This is a genomic window from Bradyrhizobium sp. AZCC 1610 (genome assembly GCF_036924515.1).
Taxonomy (GTDB): Bacteria; Pseudomonadota; Alphaproteobacteria; order Rhizobiales; family Xanthobacteraceae; genus Bradyrhizobium.
Genome location: NZ_JAZHRR010000001.1, coordinates 1,597,128 through 1,610,681, shown reverse-complemented (window position 1 = coordinate 1,610,681; position 13,554 = coordinate 1,597,128). Strand labels below are relative to the sequence as shown.

Sequence of the window (13,554 nt, the reverse complement as noted above, 5' to 3'; positions counted from 1 at the left end):
CGATGCGGCACTACCGCAAAGCGTATGCAAAACGGCGCGGCTGTGGAAGCCAATTTAAGTAGTATCCCGGGCCAATAGGCCGCAGACGGCTGGGCCGATGATCGCAGTCATTTCGGCGCCCCCCGCACGCGGCGGGGGCCGAACCCGTGTCCCCGTTCGCACATGGCCGCAAGCGCCCGTCACGGCTTCCGCCGGCCTATCAGTTGCCGAGGCAACGTCTAGCGATTCCATCTGACGCCGGCGGCGATGTTCATTTTGCAGGCAACCGACACGCCGCAAATGTTGCGCGAGGTCGAGTCTGGCCCGCTCCGTCAAGGCGCGGATGACGTGCGAGCACGCGGCTTGCCGCAATTTCCCGGCACGCTTGATCTGAAAACCGGAACTGAACTTTGCTGCATTTTGTCAGGCATCACTGCCCGCGGGCATTTCACGCGATGCACGCCGATGTCGAGCCGGCACGCGCTGTGAGCGATCGCATTATCGGCGGCAAACCCCGTAAGAATCCGGTGCTTGATCGCGACGCAGTCAGTATGCGGGCCAAAATCTGTGGCCATTGAACTCGCGGTGGTTGTGGTTTGTCGAATATTTTGTCAAATGTAGGGGGCGGGGTTTTTGCCAAGATACGCCCCGGGCGCCGACAGCTTTAAGTAGTTGGCGGCGCCGGTATCAGGATGCTTCCAATACGCACATGCGTTTGGCTACCATCCCGTAATAACTCAGGATTCCTGTGGTTCACTATACAACCTCACGGTTCGAACTGACTTTAAACACGGCAAATGCGGATGAACCTCTGACCTACTTTTGCCAGGGTTTCCCGATTGAAGGACGGTAAAACCAGAATGAACAGATCAGCAGCGAAAAAGATGAAACAGCGCAGCGCCGGCAAACCCGATATCGAATTGGGCAAACGGATTCGCCTGCGGCGCGTGGAACAGAAAATCTCCCAAGCGGAGCTCGGCGACAAGCTCGGCGTCAGCTTCCAGCAGGTGCAGAAGTACGAGAAGGGCGTCAACCGTGTCGGCGCTGCTCGTCTTCAGGCAATCGCGACCGCGCTCGACGTGCCGGTGACGTTCTTCTACGACGGCGACGGCAAGGCGCGCGAAGTCGAGAGCCTGCTGTTCCTGGACAGCGCGTTCAGCCTGCGGCTGTTGCGTGCCTACAGCAAGATCAAGGACCAAACTGTACAGCGTCAGCTGGTGTCCTTGATGGAATCGATCGCCGCCAACGAAGGCTAGGCATTATCGCGCCTGGATCGCAGCACCGCGGACCCGATCAATCGACGCGAGAAATCGCCGGGTAGCCTGTTGCTGCGCTAGGCCTGATCTTGATCTGGCCGGGACAAGATCGGTTTGTTGCCATCGCGAAATGGCGGAATCCGGCCGTATCGCAGCAAGAATGCTGTGCGGCACATTCCGGCGAACAGCCGCGGGCTAGCTTCCGCAAAATCTCCACCACCGTCATGGCCATGCCCGCCACGCGCGTGAGCTTAGGCCCTGCGCCAACGATCTCGCATTCCTTCCCCGCACCTGCTGCTGGTCTCAATGCAACGGAAGATGCAACGATTGACCCCGGCAACGATTGACCCCGGCGCGAAGCTTGTCCGACAATGGACCAGCTTCCCGACTGAAAGCCGCAACCGATGCTCGACATCCCCAAAAGCGCCGAAACATCCCATGCCGACGGCAAGATCCTGCAAAGCGTCGGCGATGGCGTCGGCGTCATCACCTTCAACAATCCCGACAAGCGCAACGCGATGTCGCTTGAAATGTGGGAGGGCCTGGGCCACGCGCTGGTCGAGCTGCGCGACAATCCCGACGTTCGCGTCGTGATCCTGGTCGGCGCCGGCGACAAGGCCTTCGTCTCGGGCGCCGATATCAGCCAGTTTGAAAAGATCCGCCACAATGCAGCGGCCTCGGAAGAATATTCGAAGCGGAGCGAGGCGCAGCGTGCGCTGCTGGCTGATTACCCGAAGCCGACGATTGCCTGCATTCGCGGCTTCTGCCTCGGCGGCGGCATGCAGGTGGCGATGCTGACGGATATCCGAGTCGCTTCCGACAACAGCCAGTTCGGCATTCCTGCCGCCAAGCTTGGCATTGCCTATGGCTATGACGGTCTCAAGCATCTGGTCTCGCTGGTCGGGCCATCCTGGGCGCGGCTGATCATGTATACCGGCATGCGGATCGAGGCTGCGGAAGCCTTACGGATCGGATTGATCGACCGCGTGCTGCCGGATGCGGAATTGTGGGACGCGACCATGGAAATCGCGCGCACCATCTCCGGCAACGCGCCGCTCGCCATCAAGGCCGCCAAGATCACCATTGCCGAAGTGTTGAAAGACGAAAGCAAGCGCGACATGGGCGCGATCAAAAAGATTGGCTTGGCCTGCATGGATAGCGAGGACTTCCGCGAAGGCCGCACGGCCTTCATGGAAAAGCGCAAGCCGCAGTTCAAGGGGCGGTGACATCGGTCATCTCGTAGCCCGGATGGAGCGCAGCGCAATCCGGGAATCTTGCAACAGCAGCCCCGGATTGCGCTTCGCTCCATCCGGGCTACAAGCTACAACGCCGCGATCACCGCTTTCGTAATATCCGCCGTGCCGTCGCTGCCGCCGAATTCCATCGGCTTGATTCCACCGGCATAGGCTTTGTCCACCGCGCGCTCGATGCGCTCGCCGGCTTCAGCGGCGCTTTCGAGGCCGTGCTTGTCGGCGAGCCAGTCCAGCATCATCGCGGCCGACAGGATCATCGCAGTCGGATTGGCCTTGCCCTGCCCCATGATGTCGGGCGCAGTGCCGTGACACGGCTGGAACACCGCGTAGCGGTCGCCGATATCGGCTGAGGGGGCCATGCCGAGCCCTCCGATCAGGCCGGCGGCCAGGTCGGAGAGAATGTCGCCGAACATGTTCTCGGTCACCATGACGTCGAAGTCCCAGGGACGCTTCACCATCATCAGCGAACAGGCGTCGACATAGAGCCGGTCGGCCTTGACGCCGGGATGGCGCTTGGCCGCCTCATCGAACATCTCGCGGAAGAAGGCGAACGCCCTGAACACGTTGGCCTTGTCGACGCAGGTCAAGCCGCCGTTCGCCTTCCCGCGCGCCTTGCGGCGTTCGGCGAGGCGGAACGAAAACTCGAACAGCCGCTCCGAGGTCTTGCGCGTAATCACGAGCGTCTCGCGCGCCTCGGTGTCCGTCACCACGCCCTTGCCCATCGAGGCGAACAGGCCTTCGGTCGATTCCCGGATCAGCACGAAGTCGATGCCGCGCTGATCGGCGCCGACGATCGGGCTCGGCACGCCCGGAATCAGCCGCGCCGGGCGCACGCCGGCATAAAGGTCGAAATGGAAGCGCAGTTCGATCTGCGGCGCGATCTCGGTGTTATCGGGATAGCGCACCGACGGCAGGCCGCAGGCGCCGAGCAGGATGGCATCCGCCTCCTCGCACAGCCGCACGGTGCTGTCGGGCATCGATTTGCCGGTCGCGAGATAATTGTTGGCGCCGGCCGGGGCATCGGTGAAGCGGAATTTGAGGTCCGATGTCGCCTCGATCTTGCGCAGGACTTCCAGCGCCGGCGCCATCATTTCAGGGCCGATGCCATCGCCGCCGAGTACGGCGATGTGGAGGGCGTTGTTTGCAGCCATGGGGATTCCTAGCGAGTTCAAACCGGAATTAGCGACGTCTTTGCGAGCGAAGCGAAGCAATCCATAGCGCGGCATAACGGATGGATGGATTGCTTCGTCGCTTCGCTCCCTTGCGCAAACGCTTCGCGTTTGTCGCAGCCAATGACGGTAGCAGCAGCGGGGCCTACGGCGTCAGCACCGCGCGGCCGACCAGTTTGCCCTTTTGCAAATCGGAGAGCGCTTCATTGGCTTTCGCGAGCGGCATCGTCGTGACCGGAATCGGCGCGATCATCTTGTTGCGAACGAGTTCGAGCAATTCCTCGGTTTCGCGCAAATTGCCGACATAGCTGCCCTGGATCGTGATCGCCTTGATCGGGATCAGCGGCAGCGCCCAGGGCGCGCCGCCGCCGAACAGGCCGACGATGACGAGCTTGCCGCCCTTGGTCAGGCAATCGAAGCCGAGCTGGGTGGTCTGCGCGTTGCCGACGAGATCGATCACCGCGCGGATCGGACCGCCGGCCGCCTTCGCCAGTTGCTCCAGCGCATCCGGCGCCTTGCCGTCGACGGTGGCGAGCGCACCGGCGGCTTCCGCCGCTTCGCGCTTGCGCGCATCGATATCGACAACGATGGCACCCTTGCCGCCCATCGCTTTCAACAGCGACAGCGCCATCAGCCCGAGCCCGCCGGCGCCGAAGATGACGATCGGCGAATTGAAGGCGAATTCGACCTTCTTCAGCGCGCTGTAGGTGGTGACGCCCGAACAGGCATAGGGCGCCGCGGTAACGGGATCGAGCCCCCTGAGGTTCAACAGATACTTCGGGTTCGGCACCGTCATGTGATCGGCATAGCCGCCGTCGCAATAGACGCCGAGCGAGTTCGGCTTGACGACGCACATGTTCTCGTCGCCGCCCACGCACGTCGCGCATTTGCCGCAGCCGAGCCAGGGATAGACCAGCGCCGTGTCGCCCACCTTGAGATCGCCCTTGTCGGCGGCGGTGACGTCGGGCCCGAACGCCGCCACCTCGCCGACCGTTTCGTGCCCCATCGTGCGCGGCAGCGACACGCCACGGTCCTTCAGCGACAGCGGCTTGCGGCCATGGCCGAGATCATAGCCGCCCTCCCAGATGTGAAGGTCGCTGTGGCAGACGCCGGCCGCCTTCACCTTGATCAGCACCTGCGTGCCCGTCGGCTGCGGCGTCTCCTGATCCACCTCTTTCAGGGGTGCGTTGAACTCGGCGACCTGAAAACTCTTCATCGCTTCTCTCCCGTCATTCTTGTTCTTGGTCGTGGATTCTTGGTCGTAGCTTCTTGGGCGTGGACACTTCCTGAGGACGGACATTGCCACGTCCATCCCATCGAGACAAACGCGCGCAGCGGTCTTGCCGGTATTCAGATCAGCGGGTGATGGCAAGCCACGAACTGGCCAGGGGCCACGGCGCGGAGTTCCGGCACCTCGTCGCTGCATCGCTGATCTGCACGGGGACAGCGGGTGCGAAACCGGCAGCCGGACGGCGGCGCGATCGGCGACGGCGGCTCTCCCACCGGCACGGTCTCTGTGGGACGACGTGCTCGATGATGCGGGTGACACCCGGCGACAGAGAGCGCCTGTTCCAGCGTACGCGGCTTTGCGGAACGAAAAGGAGACACAAGATAACACAGTTTTCCAGAACAATGCTCAATTGAGCGAGTTGGCGAAACAATTAAACCGGCCTGACCAGATCGTCACAAAGCCGCCCGAGCACATCGGCGCTGATCCGGCCATCGGCATCGATTGGCGAGACCAGATAGGGGAAGACGCCGTGAAAATCGGTCGAGGTGGCGAATGTGCCGGCCCCGCAACATCAGAACTTCCCGTTGACAAAGTACATCGCGATCCAGGGTTGCCATATCACCAGCGCCAGACAGGACATCATCAGCAGGATGAAGGGAATCGCGGCGATGCAGAGTCGCCCGAACGGTTGCTTGAACGCGCTCATGGCCACGATCAGGTTCAATCCTACAGGTGGCGTGAGATAGCCGATCTCCAGATTGAGAATCATGATCAACCCGAAGATCACCTTGTCGTAGCCATAGGCCGCTGCGACGGGCGCCAGCAGCGGGGCCAGCACCAGAATCGCTTCGCCTGTCGTCATAAGACAGCCGACGAGCAGCAGCAGCACGTTGACGATCAGCATGAACATCAGCGGACTGGTGATGTAGCCCTGGATGGCCGTCACCAGCATTTGCGGCACGCGGTGCTCGGTCAGGATGATGTTGAGGCTGAGCGCGATCGCCAGCACCGGAAACAGCGACCCGCCGAGTTTCGAGGTATCGAGTACCACGTTGTAGAAGTCGGAGAATTTCAGTTCGCGGTGAATGAAGACCTCGACCAGCATGGCGTAGCACAGCGCCACTGCCGCGGCCTCGGTCGCGGTAAAGTAGCCGGTGTAGATGCCCCCGAGCAGGATGACCGGCATCATCGCCGACCAGATGCCGTTCCTGAACGCCTCCTTGAAGTGGGCGAAGTCAAACCGCTCGGTCGGCATATGCCGGTTGACCCAGACCGAATAGATGGACAGCACGACGGTGAGCAGGATTCCGGGACCGAAGCCGGCAGCAAACAGATCGGTAACGCTGGTCTCGGTCACGAGACCATAGATGATCATCGGGATCGACGGCGGGATGATGATGCCGAGGGTACCGCCGGACATGATCGCGCCGAGCGTAAAGTTCAGATTGTAGCCGGCCTGCCGCATCGCCGGATACATGATCGATCCAATCGCCAGCATGGTCACGATCGAAGAGCCGGAAATCGCGGCGAATACCGCGCAGGAAAGCACACAGGCCACCGCCATGCCGCCCGGCAGCGGGCGGGTGATCGACGCCAGAATATTGATCAGGCGCTGGGCGATCGAGCCGCGCGTCATCACACTGCCGCAGAGGATGAACAGCGGAATCGACAGAATCACTTCCTTGTCGAGGCCGACCCACATGTCCTCGATAATATAATCGAGTTTGGCCTGCCCCCAGACAATGTGAATGCAAGCGGCGACCGACATCAGTATGACAAGCAGCGGCTGACGCAGGATCAGCAGTGCCAGGACGATTCCTACCAGCAGGAGCGCGGTCATTCCTGGAACTCCGGCGGCAACGGCCTCAGACCCGGCCAGGCGGAAAACAGAAAATAGCGTACCGCCGCGGACACAAATCCCAAGGGAATCGCCAGCTGGAACGGCCAGACAGCCCAGTTGAGCACTGGCGCCCTCAAGTCGGTCGCCATCGAAGACTGAACGAAGTGGAAGCCGTAATAAGCAACGATCAGCAGGAACACTCCAGTGATGAGGTCGGCGAGACGGTCAACTGTGGGGCCCCAGCGTTCAGGGACCAGATTGAAGGCCACGCGCGGCACCAGATGGGCGCCGGTAGCGGTGGCGATACCGATGCCGGCGAAGCTGCCGATCACCAGCGCAAACACCGACATCTTCTGCGCCGCAAATATTCCGGTGGCCTGCTTCAGCCCCATCAGACGGACGATCGGTCCAAGCAGTTCACGTCCGAGCACATCGAGCAACAAAATCACGGCGATGAAGGTGAAGGCCGCGACGGCCACCCAGCACTCCACGGTGTGCCAGTTGACGACGAAACTGTGGGCCCAACGCGGCGCTTCCGTCGCTTGCGAGTGCTCAGACATTTGCTGCGCCTGGATGAGGAGTGGGACGGGTTCAGCCTTTGCTGCGGCCGAACCCGTCCGTTGGAAGGAAGAAAATTTGATCACTGCAAGCCGGGGCGGGACGCCCTCGGTGGCTTACACGCCGCAGCTCGCTCGTCCAGCTTCGATGGCCTTGAACAGGGCTTCACCTTCAGAGCCGATTTCCTTGATCATAGTCGGCCATACCGGCTTGATCTTCTTGCGCCATTCCTCGCGCTGTTCGCGCGTGATCTCGACCACCTGCCCGCCACCCTTGACGTGCAGGTCTCGCAGGGTCTGCTCGAAACTGCGGATTTCCTTGCGCAGCAGATCGGCCGAACGCCGCGCAATCGCCCGCTCCAGCGCCGACTTCTGATCGGCCGTGAGCTTGTCCCAGGCGGCCTGGTTCATCACGATGATGCCGGGCGCGTCCGCCATCTCGACCCGGGTCAGCACCGGCGCGATCTTGTTGAGTCCGGACGGCAAGTAGAAGGTGATGACCTGCGCCTGCACGTCGACCAGCCCGGTCTGGAACGCCGACGATATTTCGGTGATGCCGATCGGGTTGGGGTTGGCGCCCAGCGCCGACCACAGCGCCGCGGAGACCTTGTTGCTGGCGGCGGCGGCCTTCAGACCATTGACGTCGTTGGGCGATACGAACGGCCGCTTGCCGATCACATCGGCCGTGCCGACTTCGGTCCATCCCAGGAACTTGACACCCTTCTTGGCGAGGCCGGCGGATATCGGCGCGGTCATGTACTTGTCGATGATGCAGTCCTGCTCGGCCGTGCTGCCAAACAGGAACGGAATGCTGAGCACCGACAATTCCGGCAGCACCAGCGCCACCGCGCCGGTCGAGAAGCCGCCCATGTCGATACGGCCGCGGGCGATTTGCTGGATGGTGTCCTGCTCATTGCCGAGCTGGGCGGCGATGAAAGGATCGATCTTGAGCGCGCCCTTGCTCTCTTCGTCGACATCCGCCACGAAGCGCTCAAGCTGCGTCACCCAGGGCGTCTTGGCAGGGGCGCCCGTGGTGTAGCGAAGCGTCGTGGCCGGCGTGCCCTGCGCCGACGCGGTCGTGATTGACGCCGCCACACCAAATCCCGCCACAAGAAATATTCGCGCGAGCGCGCTCGAACGGATCGCCGCTTTCATAGATGTTCCCTCCGATGTGTCATCCGTCCGGCATTCCGGATCGTGATCGCTGCGGCAAGATTGTCTGGAATCGCCGTCGCGGGCAAGGCCGTTCGCAACCCGCGGATGAAACGCCGCAGGTTCATGTTTCGCTGTGCGGAGCGCGCCGTCAGCCGTGCGCGGCGGCCTGCGCCTTGCCGGCAAAGGCTGCGATTTCATCCTCCGACAGGCCGGTCTCCTTCAGGTAGGCACGCGTGTGCTCGCCGAGCGTCGACATCCGTCTCGCCGCCGACACTTTGGCGCCCGACATACGGAACGGCAGATTGAGCACCTTGAAGGTGCCGCCGCCGTCCTCGACCTCGGCCAACGCGCCGCGATGGGCGATCTGCGGATCGCGCAGCGCCTCGGCGACGGTGCGGTAGGCCGATGAGGGAACGCCGTGCGCATTGAGCGCAGCGAGGCACTGCTCGGTCGTGACAGTGCGCGACCACGCCTCCACGCCTTCGATCAGGCTCGTCCAGTTCTCCCGGCGGTCGGAATATTTCGCAAAGCGCGGATCGCTCACCCATTCGGGATGGCCGATCACCTGCATCAGGCTCTGAAAAGTTTTCTCGCTGGCGATCGCCATCATCACGTAGCCGTCCGTCGTCTCGATCGGGCCGAACATTGGCCGCTGCGTCGGCTTCACCTCGAATTGCGACCATTGCAGTTCGTTCAACGTCAGGCTCAGCATGGATTCCAGCATCGAGACGTCGATGTGCTGGCCCTGCCCCGTTGCCATGCGCTGATACAGCGCCGCCGAGATGGCGCCGAACGCATAGACCCCGGTGAGCACGTCGGCGTGGTAGATGCCGCAATAGTCCGGCCGGCTTCGTCCCGGCTGGTAAGCCAGATGCGCCATCTCATAGCCCGAGGCCGCGTGGATCACCGGCGCATAGGCCGGCAGCTCGGCCGACGGCCCGGTCTGGCCGTATCCCGAGATCGAGCAATAGATCAGCTTCGGGTTGACCTCATGCAGCGAGGCGTGGTCGAGCTTCAATCGCCGCATCACGCCCGGACGGAAATTCTCCACCAGCACATCAGCGGTTGCGACCAGCCGGCGGACCGCCTCCAATCCTTTTGGCGACTTCAAATCCAGAACCAGGCTGTTCTTGCCGACATTGAGCTGGCCGAAGGCGGTCGAACAACTATTGCGAACCGGGGGACGGGTCCGCATCGTCTCGCCTTCCTCCGTTTCAATCTTGATGACCTCCGCCCCCATATCGGCTAGCATGCGCGTGCAGTGAGGCCCGGCAATCGTGGTTGAGAAATCGAGGACCCGCAGGCCTGCGAAGCTGCCTGTCAAATTCCTCTGATCATTGCCGGCTATGGTCATTGCGTGAAACTCCCCGGCCTTTTGCGGCCATTCGTTTTGGTGGCGGGCGTGACCCTAAATTGTGCAGCGTCGACAGGGAAGTAGTTCGGTTGGGAACGACGGCCCGCAGCGCGCGTTGTAACCGGTAAGGAAGTTGGACCTATTCTTGCATCAATAACATTGCGGCAGGTACGAGGACGCTTGACTTGAAGGTCTTGTTCGTCACCACTGAAATGGATGACTTCGTCCGGGTGGGCGGTCTCGCAGCCGTTTCCGCCGCCCTGCCCCGGGCGCTGCGCCGCTGGAGTGACGTCCGGGTCATGCTGCCCGGTTATCGGGACATCATCGAACAGTTCACCCACATTGAAATCGTTGGAGAATGCCCCTCTCTGGCCGAGATGCCGGCCTGCTCGCTCGGGCGGTCAGCGACCAAGGATGGCCTGCCGGTTTACGTCCTGCTCTGCCCGCAGCTTTACGACCGGCCGGGCAACCCCTATGGCGACGAATCCGGGCGCGACTGGCCGGACAACGACGTCAGGTTCGGCCGCTTCGCATCCGCCGCCGCCGAACTTGCCGCGGGCACCCTGGACAAGAATTGGGCAGCGGACCTGGTCCATGCCAACGACTGGCAGGCCGCGCTGGCGCCGGCCTATCTGGCATGGAGAGGCTCAAAGCTCCCCTCGATCCTGACCATCCACAACCTCGCCTATCAGGGACTATTCCCACCGGACTCGCTGCGCCGGATCGGGGCTCCCGAAAGTTCCTTCCACATCGACGGGCTCGAGTTCTACGACCATGTCTCGTTCCTCAAGGGCGGCCTCGTCTACGCCTCGCATCTGACCACCGTCAGCGCCACCTATGCGAAGGAGATCACGACGCGCGAGCTCGGCTGCGGGCTCGAGGGCCTGCTGCAGCGCCGCTCGAACGCGGCGCAATTGACCGGCATCTTGAACGGCATCGACGAAAGCTGGGATCCCAGCGCCTGCGCGCATCTGGCGCAGACCTTTGCCCCCGGCGACTGGGACGGCAAGCAGGCGAATGCCGATTACGTCCGTAAGCAGTTTGGCCTCGCGGTGTCGCGCGGCCCGATGTTCGGCCTTGTCGCCCGCCTGGTTCACCAGAAGGGCATCGACCTCGTCCTGTCTGCCGCCGACGAAATCATCGAGGCGGGCGGGCAGATCGTGGTGACCGGCAGCGGCGAGGCCCAGATCGAACAGGCGCTGGTCAAGGCGCACCGCCGCAGGCCAGATGCGATAGGCGTCGTGATCGGCTTCAACGACGCCCAGGCGCGGCGAATTTTTGCCGGCAGTGATTTCACGCTGATGCCGTCGCGGTTCGAACCGTGCGGGTTGAGTCAGATGTATGCGCAGCGGTTCGGATCGCTGCCGATCGGTCACCAGACCGGCGGGCTGGCGGAGACCATCAAGGACGGCGAAACCGGATTCCTGTTTCCGAAGCCGTCAGCGGAGTCCTTCCTCGGCGGTGTCAGACGCGCGTTCGATGCGTTCCGCGCCAAGGATCGCCTCGACGCGATGCGGCGCAGCGCCATGGCACGGTCCTTTAGCTGGGATCTGTCGGCTGCCCTTTACAGCTCGCTGTATCGCAAGACGATCGCCCCCTCCATCATCGCGTGACTTTCGGCTACTCCGCCGCTTCCGGCATGACCTCCATCTGCTCGTGGAGGATGACGCCGGAGAGCGGATCGAACTCGCCGACCCAGGGCTTGTTTTCGAGCACCGACCTGGTGTGGCGGTAACCGGCCTCCCACCGCTGCATGATGCCGGACGGGCTGAAATCAATGTCCTTGGTGTGGTCCTCGCGGCTGAGCTGCGGGGCGAGCAGCCGCACCACATGCATCCGGGTCGAGCAGCCATAACCAGCCAGTTCCCTCACCGCCTCGCTGTTGCGCTCGGACTCCGGCAGGCGTGCGGCGAGCTGGTTGATGACGTGGCGCAGCCGATGCGCCTGCTGCTGCCGCGCAATGTGGCTCGCGATCCGGCTAGAATACTGCACGTCCTTGTGCCGGTTCAGCACCTCCGCCATTGTGGACGGCTCGGCGCCGGACGGATTCCACAGATGCACCGCGAAGATCAGCGAGTTCTTGCGCGGATTGTCATCGAACACGGCCTCTGTCGGCGTGTTCGATAATATGCCGCCATCCCAATAAAGCTCGCCGTCAATGCGGACCGCCGGGAAGGCCGGCGGCAGCGCGCCCGACGCCATGATGTGCTTGACGCCAAGTTCGCCATCGCGGCTGTCGAAATAGCGCATCTGGCTGGTGCGGACATGGGCAGCGCCGACCGTCAGGCGCGGCGTGCATTGATTGACCAGATTGAAATCGACCAGCTCAGTCAGCGTCCGCTCCAGCGGCGAGGTCGAGTAATAGCCGGCATTGTCTGCCCCGAGCGGATAGCTGTCGCCGGCATGGGCCAGCGGGTTGGGCCGGAAGAAACCGGGAATGCCGTTGGTCACCGTCGACCAGTAAGAGAGCTTTTCGTTGAAGCCCGGAAAGATGTCGCGAAAGCTCCAGACCGGATTCTGTTCCATTTTCTTCCAGAACTCGCGAAGGCGCGACAAGCGGTTCCGCGGCGAGTTGCCGGCGATCAGGCTGGCGTTGATGGCGCCGATCGAGGTGCCAATGATCCAGTCCGGCTCGATGCCGACCTCGTGCAGCGCCTGGTAGACGCCGGCCTGATAGGAGCCGAGCGCGCCGCCGCCCTGCAGCACCAGCACGACCTGACCAGGCTCGGACCTGGCCAGCGATCTCAAGTTCGGCGAAGAGGCGATGTCCTGAATATCTTTCATGTCACGCTCCCTCGGATATTTGTGGCGCTAGTGCGCAGTCCAGCCGCCATCGACCGGCAACGCAGTCCCAGTAATTGATGCCGCTGCGTCGCTGGCGAGAAAGACCGCCAGCGCGCCCAATTCCTCAACGCCCGCAAAATGCTTGTTGGGCTGCTGCGCCAGCAGCACGTCGTGGATAACCTGCTCGCGCGAAATGCCGTGCGCCTTGGCCTGGCTGTCGATCTGGGCCTCGACCAGCGGCGTATAGACGTAACCCGGGCAGATCGCGTTGCAGGTGATGCCGTCTTCCGCCGTCTCCAGCGCCACCACCTTGGTCAGACCGACGATGCCGTGCTTGGCCGCAACATAGGCCGCCTTGAAGGGCGAGCCGACCAATCCGTGCGCGGACGCGATGTTGATGATCCGCCCGAACTTGTTCTTGCGCATCGCCGGCAACGCCAACCGCGTGGTGTGAAACGCCGACGACAGATTGATCGCCAGGATCGCGTTCCATTTCTCGACCGGAAACTGGTCGAGCGGCGCGACGTATTGAATGCCGGCATTGTTGACGAGCACGTCGAGCCGGCCGTGCCCGGCGACGGTGGCCGCGATCATCTCGGCGATCGCCTCCGGGCTCGTCATATCGGCCGCGGAATAGCTGACCTCGACGCCGAAATCGGCGGCAACCTGATCCCGGGTTTTGGCGATCTCGGCCGCTATGCCAAAACCGTTCAGCACCACCGCCGAGCCGGCTTCCGCCAGTGCGCGGGCAATCCCGAGCCCGATACCACTGGTCGAACCCGTGACAAGCGAGACCCTGCCGGCCAGCGGCCGCACAGCCGCAGAACCTTGCGTCTTGAGCTGGATATTCATGGCTGCCCTTTCGTGTGGCTGGTCCGCGTCGTAACGAGACCATTTCCGCTTCAATTTGCGCGGCGGGCAGGTTTTTAGGAAATGCCGTTTGGCTTCCAAAACCATACGCTGACGCTATGGCGGT

General features: G+C 62.7%; 11 protein-coding genes and 1 pseudogene. 3 read left to right on the top strand and 9 right to left on the bottom strand.

Annotation, left to right across the window (positions count from 1 at the left end; genetic code table 11):
* Nucleotides 1-839 precede the first annotated feature (839 nt).
* Nucleotides 840-1,235, top strand: coding sequence for a helix-turn-helix domain-containing protein (locus V1279_RS07845; protein WP_212418902.1), 396 nt, complete (start codon nucleotides 840-842; stop codon nucleotides 1,233-1,235).
* A gap of 404 nt (nucleotides 1,236-1,639) precedes the next feature.
* On the top strand, nucleotides 1,640-2,461 hold the full coding sequence (locus V1279_RS07840; protein WP_334434084.1) for an enoyl-CoA hydratase: 822 nt from the start codon (nucleotides 1,640-1,642) through the stop codon (nucleotides 2,459-2,461).
* 95 nt (nucleotides 2,462-2,556) lie between these two features.
* Here V1279_RS07840 and V1279_RS07835 read toward each other — a convergent pair whose 3' ends face one another.
* The 7 genes and pseudogenes from V1279_RS07835 to V1279_RS07805 form a co-directional block, all read right to left on the bottom strand.
* Nucleotides 2,557-3,639 carry an isocitrate/isopropylmalate dehydrogenase family protein gene (locus tag V1279_RS07835; protein ID WP_334434082.1) on the bottom strand — a complete coding sequence of 361 codons (1,083 nt, stop codon included), beginning with the start codon at nucleotides 3,637-3,639 and terminating at the stop codon, nucleotides 2,557-2,559.
* A gap of 163 nt (nucleotides 3,640-3,802) precedes the next feature.
* Nucleotides 3,803-4,873 (bottom strand): alcohol dehydrogenase, encoded by a 1,071-nt coding sequence (locus tag V1279_RS07830; RefSeq protein WP_334434080.1) that lies wholly within the window; start codon nucleotides 4,871-4,873, stop codon nucleotides 3,803-3,805.
* Between the two features lie 134 nt (nucleotides 4,874-5,007).
* A pseudogene (locus V1279_RS07825) lies at nucleotides 5,008-5,184 on the bottom strand (oligopeptide/dipeptide ABC transporter ATP-binding protein); the annotation flags it as partial.
* A gap of 275 nt (nucleotides 5,185-5,459) precedes the next feature.
* The gene (locus V1279_RS07820; RefSeq protein WP_334434076.1) at nucleotides 5,460-6,728 is read right to left on the bottom strand and encodes a TRAP transporter large permease; all 1,269 of its coding nucleotides are present in this window, start codon (nucleotides 6,726-6,728) and stop codon (nucleotides 5,460-5,462) included.
* Nucleotides 6,725-7,288, bottom strand: coding sequence for a TRAP transporter small permease (locus tag V1279_RS07815; RefSeq protein ID WP_334434073.1), 564 nt, complete (start codon nucleotides 7,286-7,288; stop codon nucleotides 6,725-6,727). The genes V1279_RS07820 and V1279_RS07815 overlap by 4 nt, the downstream gene beginning before the upstream one ends.
* Nucleotides 7,289-7,402: 114 nt before the next feature.
* Entirely contained in the window at nucleotides 7,403-8,440 is a 1,038-nt protein-coding gene (locus tag V1279_RS07810) for a TRAP transporter substrate-binding protein (protein WP_334434071.1), read from the bottom strand.
* A gap of 148 nt (nucleotides 8,441-8,588) precedes the next feature.
* Nucleotides 8,589-9,794, bottom strand: coding sequence for a CaiB/BaiF CoA transferase family protein (locus V1279_RS07805; protein WP_334434069.1), 1,206 nt, complete (start codon nucleotides 9,792-9,794; stop codon nucleotides 8,589-8,591).
* A gap of 185 nt (nucleotides 9,795-9,979) precedes the next feature.
* On the opposite strand from V1279_RS07805, the gene glgA reads away from it, so the two are divergent.
* Complete coding sequence (glgA, locus tag V1279_RS07800) at nucleotides 9,980-11,407, top strand: glycogen synthase GlgA (protein ID WP_334434067.1); 1,428 nt, start codon at nucleotides 9,980-9,982, stop codon at nucleotides 11,405-11,407.
* Nucleotides 11,408-11,414: 7 nt separating this feature from the next.
* Here the strand turns inward: glgA and V1279_RS07795 are convergent, their stop codons facing one another.
* Both V1279_RS07795 and V1279_RS07790 read right to left on the bottom strand, forming a co-directional pair.
* The gene (locus tag V1279_RS07795; protein WP_334434065.1) at nucleotides 11,415-12,578 is read right to left on the bottom strand and encodes a patatin-like phospholipase family protein; all 1,164 of its coding nucleotides are present in this window, start codon (nucleotides 12,576-12,578) and stop codon (nucleotides 11,415-11,417) included.
* 27 nt (nucleotides 12,579-12,605) lie between these two features.
* On the bottom strand, nucleotides 12,606-13,430 hold the full coding sequence (locus V1279_RS07790; RefSeq protein ID WP_334434063.1) for a 3-hydroxybutyrate dehydrogenase: 825 nt from the start codon (nucleotides 13,428-13,430) through the stop codon (nucleotides 12,606-12,608).
* Nucleotides 13,431-13,554 lie beyond the last annotated feature (124 nt).

Coding starts and splice junctions, on each gene's coding strand:
- V1279_RS07790 (WP_334434063.1), bottom strand. CDS start 13,430: ATGAATATCCAGCTCAAGACGCAAGGTTCTGCGGCTGTGCGGCCGCTG.
- V1279_RS07835 (WP_334434082.1), bottom strand. CDS start 3,639: ATGGCTGCAAACAACGCCCTCCACATCGCCGTACTCGGCGGCGATGGC.
- V1279_RS07815 (WP_334434073.1), bottom strand. CDS start 7,288: ATGTCTGAGCACTCGCAAGCGACGGAAGCGCCGCGTTGGGCCCACAGT.
- V1279_RS07805 (WP_334434069.1), bottom strand. CDS start 9,794: ATGACCATAGCCGGCAATGATCAGAGGAATTTGACAGGCAGCTTCGCA.
- V1279_RS07845 (WP_212418902.1), top strand. CDS start 840: ATGAACAGATCAGCAGCGAAAAAGATGAAACAGCGCAGCGCCGGCAAA.
- V1279_RS07810 (WP_334434071.1), bottom strand. CDS start 8,440: ATGAAAGCGGCGATCCGTTCGAGCGCGCTCGCGCGAATATTTCTTGTG.
- V1279_RS07795 (WP_334434065.1), bottom strand. CDS start 12,578: ATGAAAGATATTCAGGACATCGCCTCTTCGCCGAACTTGAGATCGCTG.
- V1279_RS07830 (WP_334434080.1), bottom strand. CDS start 4,873: ATGAAGAGTTTTCAGGTCGCCGAGTTCAACGCACCCCTGAAAGAGGTG.
- V1279_RS07820 (WP_334434076.1), bottom strand. CDS start 6,728: ATGACCGCGCTCCTGCTGGTAGGAATCGTCCTGGCACTGCTGATCCTG.
- V1279_RS07840 (WP_334434084.1), top strand. CDS start 1,640: ATGCTCGACATCCCCAAAAGCGCCGAAACATCCCATGCCGACGGCAAG.